The following is an 18,373-nucleotide window of genomic DNA, read 5'->3' as shown; positions in this document are numbered from 1 at the left end:
ATAATTACATACCGCCAGTCCATGAGGTCTGGCGGTAGTTTAATGAGAGCAGACAGAGCGACATGGTCGCAGAAACCCGGAACGATGGCCTTGTCGGCCAGAAATCGGATTTGCGCGAACGCAGGGCCCGGCGGCAGCGCTCGGTGTTCTGGCGTCGCTTTTTTGCGCCCCTGCGCAAGTTTCTCGGCCAGTATCTGTTTTCGAGCCTGACGCGCCGTATCCTGTTTCTCAATCTGGCGGCGCTGGCGGTTCTTGTTTCCGGCATTCTCTACATGAATCAGTTCCGCGAGGGACTGATTGATGCGAAGATCGAAAGCCTGCTCACCCAGGGCAAGATCATTGCGGGCGCGATTTCGGCTTCGGCGACCATCGACACCAATTCTCTGATGATCGATCCGGAAAAGCTCCTGGAGCTTCAGGCCGGGCAAAGCCTGATGCCTTCGCCGGATTCACCCGATAACTGGGAGTTTCCGATTAATCCGGAAAAGGTTTCTCCCCTGTTGCGCCGATTGATTTCGCCGACGAGCACGCGGGCGCGCATCTATGATCGCTATGCCAATATGCTGCTCGATTCACGCGCGCTCTATTCGCCAAGCTTTCCTTCGGCGGGGCCTGTGCTTCGCTATGACCTGCCGCCGATCGAGGAAGAGACACCAACCATTTGGGAACGGGCCGGAACGTGGATTTCGCACCTGTTTTACGGCGGAGGCCTGCCGGTCTATCAGGAACAGCCGGGCGGCAATGGCCTCGCTTTTCCGGAAATCGTAAAGGCTCTGGCCGGTTCGCCGCAAACGGCGCAACGGCGCAATGAAAAGGGCGAGCTGGTCGTCTCGGTTGCCGTGCCGATCCAGCGTTCGCGCGCAATATTGGGCGTGCTCCTGCTCTCTACCGAAGGCGACGATATCGACAAGATCGTGCAAGCCGAACGCATGGCGGTTTTCCGCGTGTTCGGCGTCGTGTCGCTGGTCATGGTCATCCTGTCGCTTTTCCTCGCATCGACGATTGCAAGCCCGCTGCGCAAGCTTTCGGCTGCTGCTGACCGCGTTCGCCATGGTGTGAAAAGCCGTGTGGAAATTCCCGATTTCTCCGAACGTCAGGATGAGGTCGGTCATCTTTCCACCTCTATCCGCGAGATGACCGATTCGCTCTATACTCGTATCGAGGCGATCGAAAGCTTTGCCGCCGATGTCAGCCACGAGCTGAAGAACCCCCTCACCTCGCTGCGCAGCGCTGTCGAAACCCTGCCGCTCGCCAAGACCGAAGAATCGCGCAAACGGCTTCTCGATATCATCCAGCACGACGTTCGCCGCCTCGACCGCCTGATTACTGATATTTCTGATGCTTCGCGTCTCGATGCGGAACTTGCGCGCGAACATATCGACCGTGTCGACATGAAGACGCTTCTGACCAATCTGGTGACGGCGGCGCGCGAAGTGCGCCGCAACAAGGTCGGGACGGAAATCGTCTTCAATACCGGCAAGCTGCCTGCCGGAAAGAAGGGCTTCAACGTTGCCGGTCACGATCTGCGTCTCGGTCAGGTGGTGAGCAACCTGATAGAAAATGCCCGTTCTTTCGTGCCCGACGATACCGGGCGTATCGTGGTGTCCCTGAGTGGTGAAGGCAGCCGCGTGCGTGTACTTGTCGAAGATAATGGTCCGGGCATTCCAATCGAGAATATCGAGCGTATCTTCGAACGTTTCTATACGGATCGTCCGGCGTCGGAGGCCTTCGGTCAGAATTCCGGCCTCGGTCTTTCGATCAGCCGCCAGATCATCGAGGCCCATGGCGGCACGTTGACGGCAGAGAATATTGTCGATCCGGCAAGGCCCGATCAGTTCAAGGGCGCACGTTTCATTGTTGATCTTCCTGCAAGCTCATGACCCCTGAAGAGGAAAAAAGCGGACTTCATGCAACGACGCTTCAGGTCCGCGGTCGTGGCGTCATGATCATGGGCCGTTCCGGCGCCGGCAAGACCGAGCTTGCGCTGACACTTGTAGAAAGAGCGCTCCTTCGTGGAGAGGCCGCATCACTGGTCGCCGACGACCGCACGTTGCTTCATGCGGAAAGCGGCAGGCTGATCGCCAGTGTTCCGGCTGCCCTTGCTGGCGGTGTGGAGATTCGCGGTGCGGGGCTTTACAAGGTTGCTTTTGCAGCGAGCACACTGCTCTATCTTGTCGTCAGGCTTGTGGATCGTGACGAGGCGGAACGCTATCCAAGTGGTGAAATGTGGGAATTCGAGGGTATTTCACTGCCCCGGCTTCTTTTGCCTGCGTTGTCGTCGAATGGCGATTCCAACGCGCTTTCGCGGGCCATCGAGGCAATGTTGTTTTACGAAAAATGGCCGTCGGACGAGGGCTGAATCCGGCTTTATTACGAATCGATTAATTTTTCACAACGCTGCGGCATTTTGCTTTTTTCATGGCAACGTGGAAATTTTTCACTTGCTATCAAGATTTGCGCTGCCAAGATGCACAACTCGCCGGCGCTTTTCCGGCGTGGTTTCAGTGCCATCTGACACTCTGGCGGGGTGATGCGGCGGGCACGCGACGGGAGCTTTTATAGTATGATCGGACTCGTGCTTGTCACGCACGGAAGGTTGGCCGAAGAGTTTTTGCATGCTGTCGAGCATGTAGTCGGGCCGCAAGACAATTTCGAGACCGTTTGCATCGGTGCCGAAGACGATATGGAACAGCGTCGGCGGGATATCGTTGATGCGGTGGAGCGCGCCGATAATGGCAGCGGGGTTATCATTCTGACCGACATGTTCGGCGGTACACCGTCCAATCTCGCCATTTCCGTCATGAAGGAAGGCAAGGTCGAAGTCATCGCAGGTGTCAATCTGCCGATGCTTATCAAGTTGTCGAGCGTCCGCATCGGGGGCGACATCAAGACAGCTCTGCGCGAGGCGCAGGATGCAGGGCGCAAATATATCAATGTTGCGAGCCAGGTCCTGACAGGAAAGTAATTCATGCATTCCAGCGTGCCCGTTACCGGTGAATACGAACCCGAAACTGCAGTTTCCCGATCCTTCGAGATCGTCAACAAGCGCGGCCTTCATGCCCGCGCTTCGGCCAAGTTCGTGCAACTGGTCGATGGTTACAATGCGCATGTCCGGGTCAGCAAGGATGGCATGACCGTTGGCGGCACGTCGATCATGGGCCTGATGATGCTTGCCGCCTCTCCCGGCTGCTGCATCGATGTCAGCGCCTCGGGCGAACAGGCCGGCGCGGTACTCGATGCCCTGCAGACACTCATCGCCGACAAGTTCGGCGAAGAATGCTGAAGAACAAGACGGCCGCCGCTGTGGGTGACCTCAACGATCCGGTGGCCGTTTTCGATGCGGGGATAGGCAGCTATGCTCTGGTTGAGCTGATCCGGCGCAGCCAGCCACAGCGCGACATCATCTATTTTGCCGATCGGGCCAGTTTTCCTTATGGCGCCAAGAGCCGCGATCAGCTGCTTTCCATCATGCGCCGTACGATTCATTACCTGACAGGCCTTGGCGCCCAAACAATCGTCCTGGCCTCCAATGCGCCTTCAGTCATGGTCCTCGATGTATTGAAAAGTGAGTTTGCCGTACCGGTTTACGGTGTTGCGCCGCCGGTTCGTGCTGCACTTGCGGCAAGCCGTAGCGGCAAGGTTGCCGTTATGGGCGTACGCTCGATGATCGAGAGCGAAGAGCTTGCAGATTTTGTCCGGACACAGACCGATAGGCCGGACAATGTTGCTTTGATCAATGCGTCTGCGATGGTGGAACTGGTGGAAAACGGCTCTTTTCTTCGCCAACCGGATGAGACCGCGCAAAAGGTGGCTACGTTCTGCGATGACATTGCTGCAAGCCACCCGCTCATCGACACGCTGACACTTTCCAGTACCCATCTGCCATGGCTCAGATCATTTTTCGAAACCGCCCGTCCCGACTGGCAGTTTCTTGACCCGGCAGACGACGTGATTGCTGCACTCCCGCAGCCCGAAGGCGGCTCCGGTCGCACGGTTGCCCTGGTCACGGAAAGCGAAATCTATCCTGTTGCCGAATTTCGCCGCATGCTCGAAATATTGCAGGTCGATCTTCCTTTGACGGTTATCAATCCCGCATTCGACAAACCTGCTTGATATGCACGTATAAAGATTTCTTTATGTTGCGTTGTGCTTCCGGCTGCGATCTGCTAGTCAAGGCGGCAGCCGGAGCGCTTTCCCGCATGGAAAGCTGCCCCACATTGGAATGCAATTCCGGCCGCTGATTACATCTTTATCGAGCTGGAACTGCCTTTTATTGGAGCACGCGATGACCGCAAGCCAAGATTTTGTCGTCAAGGATCTTAGCCTGGCCGATTGGGGCCGCAAGGAACTCGATATCGCAGAAACCGAAATGCCGGGCCTGATGGCTGCCCGTGAGGAATTCGGCAAGTCGCAGCCGCTGAAGGGCGCGCGCATTTCCGGATCGCTGCATATGACGATCCAGACCGCCGTTCTGATCGAAACGCTGCAGGTACTGGGCGCACAGGTCCGCTGGGCCTCCTGCAACATTTTCTCGACGCAGGATCATGCCGCCGCCGCGATTGCCGCAACCGGCACGCCGGTTTTCGCCATCAAGGGTGAAACGCTTGAAGAATACTGGACCTATACCGACCAGATCTTCCAATGGCCGGATGGCGAGCCATCCAACATGATCCTCGACGATGGTGGCGATGCCACCATGTACATCCTCATCGGCGCGCGTGCCGAAGCAGGCGAGGACGTTCTGTCGAACCCCGGTTCGGAAGAAGAGGAAGTGCTTTTCGCGCAGATCAAGAAGCGTATGGCTGCAACGCCGGGCTTCTTCACGCGCCAGCGCGACGCCATCAAGGGTGTGACGGAAGAAACCACCACCGGCGTCAACCGTCTCTACCAGTTGCAGAAGAAGGGCCTCCTGCCCTTCCCGGCGATCAACGTCAATGACAGCGTCACCAAGTCGAAGTTCGACAACAAATATGGCTGCAAGGAATCGCTCGTTGACGGTATTCGTCGTGGCACCGACGTCATGATGGCGGGCAAGGTTGCTGTCGTGTGCGGTTATGGCGATGTCGGCAAGGGTTCCGCCCAGTCGCTCGCCGGTGCAGGCGCCCGCGTGAAGGTGACCGAAGTCGATCCGATCTGCGCGCTTCAGGCTGCAATGGACGGTTTTGAAGTCGTGACCCTCGACGATGCTGCTTCGACTGCCGATATCATCGTGACCACGACCGGCAACAAGGACGTGATCACCATCGACCATATGCGCAAGTTTAAGGATATGGCGATCGTCGGCAATATTGGTCACTTCGACAATGAAATTCAGGTGGCAGCACTTCGCAACCTGAAATGGACCAACGTGAAGCCGCAGGTCGATCTGATCGAGTTCCCGGATGGCAAGCGCATCATCCTGCTTTCCGAAGGCCGCCTGCTCAATCTGGGCAACGCAACCGGCCATCCGAGCTTCGTCATGTCGGCTTCGTTCACCAATCAGGTTCTGGGACAGATCGAGCTGTTTACCCGTACCGACGCCTACAAGAATGAAGTCTATGTGCTGCCGAAACATCTCGACGAGAAGGTCGCGCGCCTGCATCTCGACAAGCTGGGTGCCAAGCTGACTGTGCTTTCTGAGGAACAGGCTGCCTATATCGGCGTCACTCCACAGGGCCCGTTCAAGTCGGAACACTACAGGTATTAACCATACGTTAAGCATTGCACTACATGTTGAGATCGGGCGGTTGACAAACTGCCCGGTCTTTCTTTTTGCGTGCAAGATGCTTCACGTGGATTCGCCGGAAGGGTATTGTGTAGGCGAATCAAGGTGTTTGAGCGGGTGTTTGCGTTGCGCGTTTTTTGCCGGTTGTGGCGGGAAGCGAGAGGACGATTCATCCCCTGAATACCTGAAAACGGGTTGATCATCGTGCACTGTGGCGGCGTGCGTATGGTCGGGCTTTGATGTGTATTGAAGTGTTTTAATACGGTCAGTCTGCCTTCGTGGCGATTTTCATGGCCGGGTGGCGGAGAAAAGGACAACATGCCTGAGTTCGGCGCAACTGGGATTTTGCGGAATGTTTCCGTAATCGTTACTGGCAGGCCACGGCGTCCTGTCGCCCATGTTGCAAAGCCGTTTGCCTGGCTTGCTCCGAAAACAGCCCTGATGAAGGCTTCCGTTTCTCTTGCAACGCTTTTCGCTGCAGTGCCCGCTTTTGCGCAAGGTGCGGAATCGGCACGCATCGCCCTGCCCTTTGGTGGCGGCAGCATCGGCGCTTTCGAGGTCATTCAGTTTTCCATGTTCCTCGGCGTGATGGGCGCAGCTCTTCTTTCAGCGGGATGGCTGATCCGCGAACGGTCGCGCGTTGCTGCGGAAAACAAGGAACTGCGTTCGAAATTCGCCGACCTCAATCTTGTCGCCCAGCGCAATGAAGCCCTGCTCAACCTCAAGGATCAGCGCATCGTGGTCTGGGATGGCCACAACACGCGCGCTGAAGTCGTTGGGCTGTTGCCGGATGAAAGTGCTGCTCCGCAGGATCGTTCGACCTTCCTGGCTTTTGGCCGCTGGCTGCGTCCCCAATCGGTCGTGGTACTTGAGCGCGCTATCGGCTTGTTGCGCGAACAGGCGCGGTCTTTCGACCTCACGGTTGAAACCGTCAACGGCACCCTGCTCGACGTGCGCGGACGCACATCGGGCGGCTTTGCGGTGGCGCGTTTCCTCAGCCTGCAAGGCGTGCAGGCGGAACGCGCGGCGCTGCAGGCACAAAACCGCGAATTTTCTGAGCGTATCGAGCTTTTCCGGCGTCTTCTCGACCGGATCGACCAGCCGGTCTGGACCCGCGACGCCGGTGGCCGCGTTGAATGGGTCAATGCCGCCTATGCGCAGGCTGTCGATATGGCCGACGCAAGCCAGGTCATTTCCGAAGGGCGCGAGCTTTTCGGCGCACAGGCGCGTCAGCGTCTGGAGCGTGACCGCTTTGCCGAGCCTGTCCTGCAGGACCAGCTGACGGCTGTGGTGCACGGTGACCGCCGCCTTTTCAACGTGACGGATGTGAGCGCGGAAACGGGTTCCATCGGCCTCGGCTTCGACCAGACCGAGGTGCAGGCGATGCGCGAAGAACTGAACCGCACGATGAAGAGCCACGCCGAAACGCTCGATCAGCTTTCGACCGCTGTGGCGATCTTTGATCCCGAGATGAAGCTGCAATTTTTCAATCAGGCTTTTGCCAAGCTGTGGTCGCTCGATACGGCATGGCTGGAATCGCAGCCGAGCAACACGCTGATCCTCGACCGCCTGCGTTCGGAAGGCAAACTTCCGGAACAGCCGGAATGGCGCAAATGGAAGGATTCGGTGCTTTCCGCCTATCGCGCTGTCGAGCCGCAGGAACATATGTGGCATCTGCCGGATACACGGACGATGCGCGTCGTCGCCAATCCGCATCCGCAAGGCGGCGTGACCTGGTTCTTCGAGAACATGACCGAAAAGTTTGAACTTGAAGGCCGTTACAACACGCTCATCAAGGTGCAAGGCGAAACACTCGACCATCTGGCGGAAGCCGTGGCGGTGTTCGGTTCCGATGGCCGTATCCGGCTTTCCAACCCGTCCTTTGCCGATCTTTGGGCGTTGCCGATGCCGCTCATTGTCGAAGGCACGCATATTTCGTCAATTGCCAAGATTTGCGGCGAGCGCGGCGGCAACGGCTTGTGGGATGATTTCGTCTCCACCGTCACCGGCTTCCTCGACAAACGCGATGGGCGCATGGGGCAGGTGGAGCTGGACGACGGCACCATTCTTTCCTTCGCTGTGGTACCGCTGCCGAAGGGCCAGACCATGCTGACCTTTATCGACGTCACCGATACGGTGCGCGTCGAACGGGCGCTCAAGGAAAAGAATGAGGCGCTGGAACTGGCCGACCAGATCAAGAATGATTTCGTCCAGCATGTTTCCTACGAGCTGCGCTCGCCACTGACTAACATAATCGGCTTTACCGAACTGTTGCAGACACCGGCTTTCGGGTCACTCAACGAGCGCCAGATCGAATATCTCGACCATATCAGCACGTCGTCATCGGTATTGCTGACCATCGTCAATGATATTCTCGATCTTGCGACCGTCGATGCAGGCATCATGGAACTGGAGGTCGGGGAAGTTTCCGTCGTGGAAGCGATTTCTGCCGCTGCCTCCCGCGTCGGTGAGCGCATGCGCGATCATGATATCGGGCTCGATATCGACATTGCCGACGACGTCGATGTATTCAAGGCCGATGCGAACCGCGTCCGTCAGGTGCTTTTCAACCTTTTGTCGAATGCGACCAACTATGCGCCGGAAGGCTCCAGCATCCAGCTGCAGGTGGCGCGCGAGGGGTCGGAAGTGGTCTTTGCCGTCCACGATGATGGTCCCGGCATGCCCGGAGAAGTGCTCGACACGGTTTTCAAACGCTTCCAGTCCTATCCGAATGGCGGTCGCCGCCGTGGTGCCGGGCTCGGACTTGCCATCGTCAAGAGCTTTGTCGAGCTGCATGGCGGATCGGTCGATATCGATACGGGTTCCGGTCGTGGAACAACGGTGATTTGCCGTTTTCCGTCGGAAACACGCAGCTTCCGCGTCGCCGCCGAATAAGGTAAAGGGTGCCCATGAGCGCCTCACAATCCAGCATCAGCTATTTCTTGCCCGACGAAGCTGCAACGCAGCGTTTCGGCGAGGATTTCGCCCTCGCCCTGCAGAAGGGCGATCTTGTCACGCTTTCCGGCGATCTGGGGGCGGGAAAATCCTCGCTTGCCCGCGCGATTATTCGGGCAATCGCCGATGATGAGGGGCTGGACGTCCCAAGCCCGACTTTCACGCTGGTGCAAAGTTACGAGACTTTGCGCATTCCTGTTGCCCATGCCGATCTTTATCGTATTTCACACGGTGAAGAACTGGATGAACTGGGACTGCCGGAGTTTCTTGAGGATGGCGTGGTTCTGGCCGAATGGCCGGAGCAGGGCGAGGGTTTCCTGCCTGAACCGTCTTTTGCCGTCACGCTGAGCCACGAAGGGGCAGGGCGGCATATTAGCGTGTCCGGACCAGTGGCTGCGATCCAGCGGCTGGAGCGCAGCCTGGCGATTCGTGCTTTTCTGGACCTTCATGGCCGCACCGACGCAACGCGACGCTATTTGCAGGGCGATGCGTCACCACGCAAATACGAGACGATCCGCACGGCTGCCCACGGCGTCGAGATTTTGATGAATGCGCCGCAGATGCCCTATGATCCGCCGCTGCGCGACGGAAAAACCTATCGGCAGATTGCGCATCTTGCGGAAAACATTCTTGCCTTTGCGGCCATTGATGGGCTTCTGGCAGGGCAGGACTTCCGTGTGCCGCAAATGCGTGCCGCCGATCTCGATGCCGGGTTCCTTATTCTTGAGAACCTCGGAACCGAGGGCGTGCGGGCAGCTTCGGGTGAACCTGTCGCGGAACGCTATGAGGCCGCCGGACGTTTTCTGGCGCATCTGCATGGCGTTGCCTGGCCTGACCATGCGCCTGTGGCGGGGCATCCCGACCACATCATCGCCGGTTTCGACCGTGATGCGATGATGATCGAGGTTAGCCTCATCGGCCAGTGGTATGCGCCGCGCATGATGGGAAGGCAACTTACCGACGCAGAAAAGCAAGCTTACGAAGCCGCATGGGATGATGTGATCGCCGACATTGCCGATGTTGAGAAGAGCCTGCTCTTGCGCGATTATCATTCGCCCAACCTGTTCTGGTTCCCGGAGGCGGAAGGCAAGGACAAGATCGGTGTCATCGATTTTCAGGATGCGATGATTGGACCGGCAGCTTATGACGTGGCTTCGCTGGCCCTCGATGCACGCGTGACGATTTCGCCGGAGCTGGAACAGGCTGTGGTCGCTGCCTATTGCGATGAGCGTTGTGCGCTCGGACATGCGTTCGACGAGGCTTTGTTCCGCAAGGCCTATGCGGCGATGGGCGCACAGCGCAATGCCAAGCTGCTCGGCCTTTTCGTGCGGCTCGATGAGCGTGATGGTAAGCCGGATTACCTAAAACACCTGCCACGCATTCATGACTATCTCGGCCGCGTGCTGAAACATCCAGTCATGGCGCCAGTGGCGGCATGGTTTGAGGAATTGGGATTGATGCAGCAGGAAGAGGCCGCGTAATGAAAACGCCTGAAACGGGCCCGAAGACGGCTATGGTTCTTGCCGCCGGACTTGGCAAGCGCATGCGTCCCATCACCGAAACCATTCCGAAGCCGCTGGTCAAGGTAGCGGGCAAGCCCTTGATCGACTGGGGGCTTGATGCAGCGGTGCAGACAGGCATTGGTACGGTAATCGTCAATGTGCATTATTTAGCCGACCAACTGGAAGAGCATCTGCGTCATCGCAACGATCTGGATATTGTGATTTCGGACGAACGCGAGATGCTGCTCGATTCCGCAGGCGGTATTGTGAAGGCGCTGTCGCTGCTCGGAGCAGAGCCGTTTTTCATTCTGAATGCCGACACATTCTGGGTAGGCGACGAGAAGACCCCCAATCTGTCAGCGCTCTCCGAGGCCTGGGACGCGGAGCGGATGGATATTCTCCTGATGACGGCGCGTCTCGATCAGGAAACCGGTTATGAAGGCAAGGGTGATTTCGTTGCCGACGAAAACGGACATTTGCGCCGTGCACGGGACGTCTCCGGCGAGCCGGTGATCTATGCGGGCGCAGGGATCATCCATCCCCGCATTTTCGCTGACGCCGAGCCGGGTGTGTCCTCGCTCAACCGCTATTTCGATGAAGCGATTGCAGCAGGCCGCCTTTATGGTATGCCAATGAGCGGGCACTGGCTGACCGTCGGAACGCCGGACGCAATCGGCGAGGCGGAGGCGGTACTCACAACATTTGCATGAGGGAGGCAAACGGCATGAGCGCACGACAACCCAGAGATGGGAGACAGCGCCTGTTTTCAATTCCTCCCGGCACGCCGTTTCTGCCTGCTTTTGCCAAAGCGCTTCTGGAAGGACGGCTGGTCGAAGGTTTTCCCGGCAATCCATCGGATCCGCTGGCATTGGCCAATGCAACCATCTATGTGCCGACGCGCCGTGCAGCGCGCGCCTTGAGATCGATACTGGTCGATAGGAATCCGGCTAAAGCATTTCCAGCAAAAGTGGGAACCGGTTTTGCGTCCGGAAATGCGTCGGAAAAAAAGAGCGCTATTTTGCCGACGATAAAACCGCTTGGTGATGTGGATGAAGATGCCGCGTTCTTCAATGCCGGTTCGTCGGACGTTTTCGATGTCAATCCGCCTATCGGTACAGCGGAGCGGCTTCTGCTACTGGCGCGATTGATCCGTCCATGGCGGGAATCGCTGCCTTCGCATGTGCGCGCGCTGTTCGGTGTTGACGATGTTTCCGTTCCTGCAACCACTGCCGATGCAATCTGGCTTGCCCGGGATCTGACCGGGCTGATGGATCAGGTCGAAACCGATGGGGCTAAATGGAGCGAGCTTGCGGGAATTGCCCCGGAAGACCTCGCCGACTGGTGGCAAGTTACGCTCGGCTTTCTCAACATCGTCACCAATTTGTGGCCGGATATTCTGGCGGAACGCCGGCTTTCAAATCCTGCTGCGCATCGCAATGACCTCATCTGGAGTGAAGTAAAGCGCCTGCGCGCTCATCCGCCTGCCGGGCCGGTTATCGTTGCGGGTTCCACCGGTTCGATACCTGCGACTGCTGAGCTTATTTCAGCTATTGCAGACCTGCCGAATGGCGCGGTCGTGCTGCCGGGACTGGACCGCGATCTGGACGATGCGGCCTGGCAGATGCTGGCATCGGCAACCGATAATCCCTCGACCTTCGGTCATCCGCAATTCGGATTGCGCAAGCTTCTCGACGCAATGCAGACATTGCGCGACGATGTGGAACATCTGGACGATATGCCTGCCTCCAAACGCCTGCGCGAGCGGGTTGTCAGCGAAGCCCTTCGCCCGGCGGAAACGACTGATGCATGGGGACAGCTTGCGCGCGACCCCGATATGCAGCCGGAAGCCTTGCGGCAGGCGGCACAGACGATCGACCTGATTGAAACCGCCAACGAGAGGGAAGAGGCGCTTGCGGTGGCTCTTGTCCTGCGCGATGCAATCAATGATGAAGGCAGAACAGCTGCGCTTGTCACGGCAGACCGCAATCTGGCGCGGCGCGTGGTGGGTGAACTCGCCCGTTTCGGGATCGATGCCGACGATTCCGGTGGGCGGCATTTGCGTGATGTCGAGACCACGACATTGTTGCGGCTGCTGGTCGAAACCGTCTTTGATCCGGGCGATCCGGTTGCTCTGCTGGCGCTGGTCAAGCATCCGCTGCTGCGGCTGGAAGCTCCCCGTATCGAGCGACGCCTTGCCGCCGAAACCCTGGAACTCATAGCCTTTCGCGGTGGCACGGGCCGCGCCTCGGTACTCGATCTTCCCGCATTTTTCGACAGGCGGCTGGAGGAAAGCGCCAGCCAGCCGTGGCAACCGGCATGGCACGATACGGTCACGCCGGACATGATCGCCGTCGCCCGCAATCTTTGCGAAAGCCTGTCCAATGCGGTGGTACCATTGGCGCCTTTCGTCATCGCTGGACGCCGGACCGAGATCGGTGAAATCGCGCGTGCAACGGTCGAAGCATTGGAAAATCTTGCGCGTAATGAAAAGGCCAGCATCGCGCCTTTTTATTCCGGCGAACGCGGCGAACAGCTCGCCGCGTTTTTGCGTGGTCTGGTTTCGAGCGAAGCCGGACTCGACTTTGAAGCTTCGGAATGGCCGGCTGTGCTCGATGCACTGATGGCGGGCGAGACGGTCAAGCCGCATCCGGGCGGCCATCCACGCCTCTTCATCTGGGGTGCGCTTGAAGCGCGCCTGCAAACCATGGATACGGTGGTGATCGGTGGTCTCAACGAGGGGAGCTGGCCCGCCCGCACCCGCAACGATCCGTTCATGTCACGCCCCATGAAGTCGATGATCGCGCTCGATCCGCCGGAGCGCCGCACCGGCCTTGCCGCCCATGACTTCCAGATGGCGCTCGGCATGGATCATGTCGTGCTGACGCGCTCGCAACGTTCCGATAATGCGCCGACCGTGCCATCGCGATGGCTGCAGCGGCTTGAAACTGTGCTGGGCGCGGATGTGACCACGCAAATGCGCAGGCGTGGGGCTCGCTTTATCCAGTGGTCGCGTGAAATCGATCAGGCGCCCGACGTGCCTTTCGTGAAAAGGCCGCAGCCCGCTCCTCCAGTCGCCGCCAGGCCGAAGCATTTTTCGGTGACGGAAATCGAAACGCTGCGCCGCGACCCTTATGCGATCTTCGCCAAGAAGATATTGAAGCTGCGGCCGCTGGAACCCTTGATCCGTGACCCGGCCGCGGCCGAACGCGGCACCTTGTTCCACGATATTCTGGGTCATTTCACGCAAGAGGCAATCGATCCGCTGGCTCCCGACGCTGCAGAGCGATTGATGGAGCTGGGACGCATCCTCTTTGCCGATATGGACTTGCCGACGGAAATCGAGGCCGTGTGGTGGCCGCGCTTCACGGCGCTCATTCCGCAGTTTCTGGCCTGGGAGCGCGAGCGCGCCTATAATGTCCAGACCCGCTTTGCCGAGATTTCGTCCGACAAGCGCGAGGTAGAAGGGCTCGGAATCACGCTGTCAGGCCGTGCTGATCGTATCGACCTGATGCGAGACGGAACAGCGGAGATCATCGATTACAAGACGGGATCGACACCATCGCCCAAACAGGCGCATGTGCTGCTGTCGCCGCAGCTTGCACTGGAGGCGGCGTTGCTGGTACGCGGTGCGTTTCGAGAACTGGGCTCGGTCCGCGCATCCGATCTGACCTATGTGCGCCTCAAGGCTGGTGGCGAGGTAAAGCCGGAATCGATCCTCAAGATCGGAAGGCCGCCATCGGAAAAAACTGCACCGGCGCTCGGCGAGGAATCCTGGCAGCGGCTGGCGCAATTGCTGGCGGAGTACCAGAAGCCGGATAAAGGCTACCTGTCGCGCGCATTGCCGTTTCGCGAAACGGACCTGACGGGTGATTACGATCATCTGGCACGAGTGCTGGAATGGTCTGCTGGCGGTGACGCGGGCGGGGAGGGCGGCGAGTGAAAAAAGCACCTATTATCCCTGAAGAAACGCTGCGGGCGCAAAGCAACGCAGCAAATCCGGCAGCTTCCGTCTGGGTGTCGGCCAATGCGGGTTCCGGCAAGACGCATGTTCTGACCGAACGTGTTATCCGCCTGCTGCTGGAGGGCACGGACCCGTCCAAGATTCTCTGCCTCACCTATACCAAGGCGGCGGCGGCGGTGATGCAGAACCGCGTGTTCATGCGGCTTTCCGAATGGGCTGTCCTGCCCGATATCGAACTTGCCGAACGTCTGAAGTCGCTGGAAGGGCGCAGACCGGGGGATGCGCGTCTTGCCGCAGCGAGACGCCTGTTTGCGCGCGCGCTGGAAACGCCGGGCGGACTTAAAATCCAGACCATCCATGCTTTCTGCGAAGCGATCCTGCACCAGTTCCCGCTTGAGGCGAACATTGCCGGTCATTTCGAGATGATGGATGATCTGATGCAGGCAGCCCTTGTCGGTGAAGCCAGGCGCCAGCTCCTTGAAACGGCGCATGGTGGCGGCGATACTGAGCTTGCAGCGGCCTTTGCCGATGTTTTGCAGGCAGCGGGCGAGATGGGGCTGCAATCGCTTCTGGATGAGGCGGTAAGCAGGCGCAACGGCTTGCAGACCTATATCGCCGAACTGGGCGCGGCGGCGCATCGCAGCGAAGCCCTGCACCGGGCTTTCCGCTTCGACCCGCAAATCAGCGAAGATGATCTTGTCGCCGATCTCTGGCCGATACCGGAATTTTCGGACGATGCGCTCGACCTTATCATGTCGATCCAGAAGGGTGCGTCGCGCGCGCAGGATTTTGCGCTGCAGCTCCGGCGTTTCGAAAAGGTGACAAGCCAGCGTGACCGCGAGGCCGTGTTGCGCGCAGCGTTTTTGAAAAGCTCCGGCGAACCGAAATCCGGCTCTTATGTCGGCTCGGCAGCGGTCAAGAAACTTCGGCCGGATTTCGAAGAGGATTTCGACGCGGCCGCGGCGCGTGTCGAACAGGGACTCGACCGGCTGAAGGAATTGCGCCTTGTGCGGCTCAATCTGGCCGCGCTGACGCTGATCGACAATCTGCTGCAACGCTATCACGACCTGAAACGTCGGCGCGGTCTGCTCGATTTCGAGGATCTCATCACCCGGACCGTGGCGCTGCTCGCCCGCGATGGGGCAGGGCAGTGGGTGCAGTACAAGCTCGATCGCGGTATCGACCATATTCTGGTCGACGAGGCGCAGGATACCAGCCCCGACCAGTGGCAGGTGATCCGCATGCTGTCGGAAGAGTTTTTCTCCGGCCTCGGCCAGCGCAATATCAGCCGCACGCTCTTTGCCGTTGGCGACGAAAAACAATCGATCTACTCGTTCCAGGGCGCGGTGCCGGAGGATTTCGCGGCGCAGGGTAGAGCAATCGACGTTAAAACTCGCAACGCTGATCTGACTTTCAGCGAAGTACGTTTGAATTTTTCTTTCCGCTCCACTCCCGATGTACTCCAGGCTGTAGATGAAGTTTTTGGACGTCCAGAAGCCTATCGAGGCCTCGGAGATGCGACCACTCATACTGCCATTCGCTCCAGCGAACCGGGCGAGGTGGAAATCTGGGATATGCTGACGCCGGAAGTGGTGGAAGAGCCCGACGACTGGCGCGAGCCGGTCGATCATCTGGCAGCACCTGCTGTCCGGCTGGCGGATCAGATCGCGGCCACCATTCGCCACTGGCTGGATCGAGGCGAACCCATTCCGGGCCAGAACCGGCGGATCATGCCGCGTGACATTATGGTTCTGGTACGAAAGCGCGACCAGTTCATGCCTGCTCTGTCGCGGGCGCTGAAAAACCTGTCCGTTCCAGTGGCCGGTGCAGACCGCCTGCGGCTCACCAGCCATATTGCCATTCAAGACCTGATGGCACTCGGTCGTTTCGTGCTCCAACCTTCGGACGATCTTTCGCTGGCATCGGTGTTGAAAAGCCCGCTATTCGGCTGGGATGACGACCGACTATTCGAGCTTGCTCATCCGCGCGGTTCAAGCCTTACGCTGTTCGAGCGGCTTTATCAGGTCTCGCGTGGCGATGGCGTGCTGGCCGAAGTGCACAAGACCTTGAGCCGCTGGCGCAATATGGCTGACACGATGCCGGTGTTCGAATTCTATGCACGGATATTGAGCGCGGACGGCGCACGGCGAAAACTCCTGGCGCGGTTGGGGCCGGAAGCTGGCGACATCATCGATGAATTCCAGAATTATGCCCTTTCGGCCGAGCGTGCCGGTCTGCCCGGCCTACAAGCCTTCCTTGAAACGCTGGAAGCGGCATCGCCGGAAATCAAGCGCGAACTGGATCAGGGGCGCAATGAAGTGCGTATCATGACCGTCCACGCCGCCAAGGGGCTGGAAGGGGCGGTGGTGTTTCTCGTTGATCCGGGAAGTGCTGTCTGGACGGGCAGTCGCGCGCCAAAGCTCATTCCTTTTGACTTTTCGAACGATAATCCGTCGGTGAAAGGCTATCTCTGGCAACCGAATGCCGGATACCAGACCGGTTTTACGACGGCACAGATCGAGAAGCTGAAAACGCGGGCCGAAGAGGAATATCGTCGCCTGCTCTATGTCGGTATGACGCGGGCGGAAGATAGGCTCATCATCTGCGGTTATCGCGGCACGCGCGAAAGCGGCGAGACATGGCACCGCCTTGTCGAGGACGCGCTGGCCACCAAGGCCGAGACATTCGTGCACCCCGTTCTGGGTGTTGCCGCGAGGCGTTATCGCAATACACCACGCGGATTGGTCGAGATTGCCGATCAGGATAGAACCGAAGACCATGCGCTGCCGTTGCTGCCGCTCGACTATTTGCGACCGATAAAGCCGGAAACCGGACTGCCGCGGCCGCTGGCGCCGTCTGGCGCATCCGCGCTGATCGAAGCCAATGAGGAACCGCCGCTCGATACGTTTTCGCCGGTATTGGGGGCGGGCGATGGGACGCCGGCCTTTGCGTTGCGGCGCGGCACGGCGATTCATATGCTGCTGCAATATCTGCCGGATGTACCGCAGGATGGGCGTGAAACGCTGGCACGCAACTATCTTGATCGGATCGCTGCCGACTGGCCGGAAACGGAGCGTCAGATAGCATGGCAAAGTGTGCGGACCATTCTGGACGATCCGACCTATGCGCCCGTCTTTGCCGAAGGCTCACGCGGGGAAGTCGCCATCATGGGCACGATCGAGCTTGGCGGACGCGATCATGCAGTGTCCGGTCAGATCGACCGCATCAGCGTCGGCGAGGACCGGGTTCTGATCGTCGACTACAAGACCAATCGACCGCCGCCGAAAACCATAGAGGCGGTTCCTTTCGCCTATCGAGCGCAGCTTGCACTCTATCGCGAATTGCTGGCGCCGCTTTATCCGGGACGGATTGTCGAAACAGCGCTTCTGTTCACCGAAGGCCCATATCTGATGCCGCTGCCGGATGTCGTTCTGGATGAAGCGCTGCAGTCTCTGAAAGACTCTCAAGGAAAGGTGACGAACCAGAACTTGACGGATGGCAGCAGACACGCCACATGATATAGCGAATAAAGAGCGGATCGTGGTGTGAGTCTGAAAAGATGTCTGCCGTTCTTGGTGAGAAAAGAGGATAGCCCTATGGCAACCGTTAAGGTCGATAACAGCAATTTTCAGTCGGACGTTCTTCAGTCGAGCGAGCCTGTTGTGGTGGATTTCTGGGCAGAATGGTGCGGTCCCTGCAAGATGATCGCTCCGGCTTTGGACGAAATCGCGACCGAGATGGCCGGTCAGGTCAAGATCGCCAAGGTCAATATCGACGAAAACCCTGAACTGGCTGCCCAGTTCGGCGTGCGTTCGATTCCGACGCTTCTGATGTTCAAGGACGGCGAACTCGCCGCCAATATGGTTGGCGCTGCTCCGAAGAGCCGTCTTGCCGACTGGATCAAGGCTTCGGCTGCATGATCGTTTCAGCATAAGAAATGCAAAACCCGGCCTTGGAGCCGGGTTTTTGTTTAGGCGACATTGTGAATGAGGCCTTGTGTGGCCAGCGCCTCCAGCGTCAATTTCCTGCGGACTTCTTCTTTCTGGGCCTGAATCATACCGGGAATCAGAAATGCATCGACAAGAGCCCATATGCCCACGGCAATCAGAAGGAAAAATCCGACCACGATAGCTGCGGTAATCACCCCGATAACCGTAAGCGCCAGCATGGCCGCACCACTACCGGGGCGTCCAAGGTAAAAGCGATGTCCACCAAGACTGCCCAGAAAGAACCACATCAAGTAAGCTGCAC

Annotated in this window: 13 protein-coding genes; 12 read left to right on the top strand and 1 reads right to left on the bottom strand. The window is 58.7% G+C overall.

Translation table 11 applies throughout. From position 1 onward, the window contains the following. Nucleotides 1-62: 62 nt before the first annotated feature. From HWX93_RS03460 to trxA, 12 genes are all read left to right on the top strand, one after another. Nucleotides 63-1,880: a stimulus-sensing domain-containing protein gene (locus tag HWX93_RS03460; RefSeq protein WP_176036510.1), complete on the top strand. Its 1,818-nt coding sequence runs from the start codon at nt 63-65 to the stop codon at nt 1,878-1,880. Next, nucleotides 1,877-2,359 carry an HPr kinase/phosphorylase gene (locus HWX93_RS03455; protein ID WP_176036509.1) on the top strand — a complete coding sequence of 161 codons (483 nt, stop codon included), beginning with the start codon at nt 1,877-1,879 and terminating at the stop codon, nt 2,357-2,359. Before HWX93_RS03460 ends, HWX93_RS03455 begins: the two co-directional genes overlap by 4 nt. 204 nt (nt 2,360-2,563) lie before the next feature. Next, nucleotides 2,564-2,965 (top strand): PTS sugar transporter subunit IIA, encoded by a 402-nt coding sequence (locus HWX93_RS03450; protein ID WP_006472522.1) that lies wholly within the window; start codon nt 2,564-2,566, stop codon nt 2,963-2,965. A gap of 3 nt (nt 2,966-2,968) precedes the next feature. Then, nucleotides 2,969-3,283 carry an HPr family phosphocarrier protein gene (locus HWX93_RS03445; RefSeq protein ID WP_109987021.1) on the top strand — a complete coding sequence of 105 codons (315 nt, stop codon included), beginning with the start codon at nt 2,969-2,971 and terminating at the stop codon, nt 3,281-3,283. Beyond that, entirely contained in the window at nt 3,277-4,113 is an 837-nt protein-coding gene (locus tag HWX93_RS03440; RefSeq protein WP_176036508.1) for a glutamate racemase, read from the top strand. Before HWX93_RS03445 ends, HWX93_RS03440 begins: the two co-directional genes overlap by 7 nt. Nucleotides 4,114-4,285: 172 nt before the next feature. Beyond that, entirely contained in the window at nt 4,286-5,686 is a 1,401-nt protein-coding gene (gene ahcY, locus HWX93_RS03435; RefSeq protein ID WP_061344616.1) for an adenosylhomocysteinase, read from the top strand. 459 nt (nt 5,687-6,145) lie between these two features. Beyond that, nucleotides 6,146-8,599, top strand: a complete 2,454-nt coding sequence (locus HWX93_RS03430; RefSeq protein ID WP_419190677.1) for a PAS-domain containing protein — start codon at nt 6,146-6,148, stop codon at nt 8,597-8,599. Nucleotides 8,600-8,613: 14 nt separating this feature from the next. Further along, the gene (gene tsaE / locus HWX93_RS03425; RefSeq protein ID WP_176036506.1) at nt 8,614-10,140 is read left to right on the top strand and encodes a tRNA (adenosine(37)-N6)-threonylcarbamoyltransferase complex ATPase subunit type 1 TsaE; all 1,527 of its coding nucleotides are present in this window, start codon (nt 8,614-8,616) and stop codon (nt 10,138-10,140) included. Next, on the top strand, nt 10,140-10,871 hold the full coding sequence (locus HWX93_RS03420; RefSeq protein WP_176036505.1) for a nucleotidyltransferase family protein: 732 nt from the start codon (nt 10,140-10,142) through the stop codon (nt 10,869-10,871). Before tsaE ends, HWX93_RS03420 begins: the two co-directional genes overlap by 1 nt. A 14-nt stretch (nt 10,872-10,885) precedes the next feature. Continuing rightward, entirely contained in the window at nt 10,886-14,101 is a 3,216-nt protein-coding gene (gene addB, locus HWX93_RS03415) for a double-strand break repair protein AddB (RefSeq protein ID WP_176036504.1), read from the top strand. Then, complete coding sequence (gene addA / locus HWX93_RS03410) at nt 14,098-17,640, top strand: double-strand break repair helicase AddA (protein WP_176036503.1); 3,543 nt, start codon at nt 14,098-14,100, stop codon at nt 17,638-17,640. The genes addB and addA overlap by 4 nt, the downstream gene beginning before the upstream one ends. Nucleotides 17,641-17,718: 78 nt before the next feature. Continuing rightward, a complete protein-coding gene (gene trxA / locus HWX93_RS03405; protein WP_006473274.1) occupies nt 17,719-18,042 on the top strand; it encodes a thioredoxin in 324 nt (107 codons plus the stop codon). A 50-nt stretch (nt 18,043-18,092) separates the two neighbouring features. Here trxA and HWX93_RS03400 read toward each other — a convergent pair whose 3' ends face one another. Next, nucleotides 18,093-18,359 (bottom strand): TM2 domain-containing protein, encoded by a 267-nt coding sequence (locus tag HWX93_RS03400; protein ID WP_235969061.1) that lies wholly within the window; start codon nt 18,357-18,359, stop codon nt 18,093-18,095. Nucleotides 18,360-18,373 lie beyond the last annotated feature (14 nt).

This window comes from Brucella tritici (assembly GCF_902825325.1).
GTDB lineage: Bacteria > Pseudomonadota > Alphaproteobacteria > Rhizobiales > Rhizobiaceae > Brucella.
The sequence above is the reverse complement of the archived record's forward strand: the minus strand, read 5'-3'. Positions and strand labels throughout refer to the sequence as shown.

Excerpts from the sequence above, each read along its gene's own strand:
- HWX93_RS03460 (WP_176036510.1), top strand. The coding sequence starts at position 63 with ATGGTCGCAGAAACCCGGAACGATGGCCTTGTCGGCCAGAAATCGGAT.
- HWX93_RS03455 (WP_176036509.1), top strand. The coding sequence starts at position 1,877 with ATGACCCCTGAAGAGGAAAAAAGCGGACTTCATGCAACGACGCTTCAG.
- HWX93_RS03450 (WP_006472522.1), top strand. The coding sequence starts at position 2,564 with ATGATCGGACTCGTGCTTGTCACGCACGGAAGGTTGGCCGAAGAGTTT.
- HWX93_RS03445 (WP_109987021.1), top strand. The coding sequence starts at position 2,969 with ATGCATTCCAGCGTGCCCGTTACCGGTGAATACGAACCCGAAACTGCA.
- HWX93_RS03440 (WP_176036508.1), top strand. The coding sequence starts at position 3,277 with ATGCTGAAGAACAAGACGGCCGCCGCTGTGGGTGACCTCAACGATCCG.
- ahcY (WP_061344616.1), top strand. The coding sequence starts at position 4,286 with ATGACCGCAAGCCAAGATTTTGTCGTCAAGGATCTTAGCCTGGCCGAT.
- HWX93_RS03430 (WP_419190677.1), top strand. The coding sequence starts at position 6,146 with ATGAAGGCTTCCGTTTCTCTTGCAACGCTTTTCGCTGCAGTGCCCGCT.
- tsaE (WP_176036506.1), top strand. The coding sequence starts at position 8,614 with ATGAGCGCCTCACAATCCAGCATCAGCTATTTCTTGCCCGACGAAGCT.
- HWX93_RS03420 (WP_176036505.1), top strand. The coding sequence starts at position 10,140 with ATGAAAACGCCTGAAACGGGCCCGAAGACGGCTATGGTTCTTGCCGCC.
- addB (WP_176036504.1), top strand. The coding sequence starts at position 10,886 with ATGAGCGCACGACAACCCAGAGATGGGAGACAGCGCCTGTTTTCAATT.
- trxA (WP_006473274.1), top strand. The coding sequence starts at position 17,719 with ATGGCAACCGTTAAGGTCGATAACAGCAATTTTCAGTCGGACGTTCTT.
- HWX93_RS03400 (WP_235969061.1), bottom strand. The coding sequence starts at position 18,359 with ATGTGGTTCTTTCTGGGCAGTCTTGGTGGACATCGCTTTTACCTTGGA.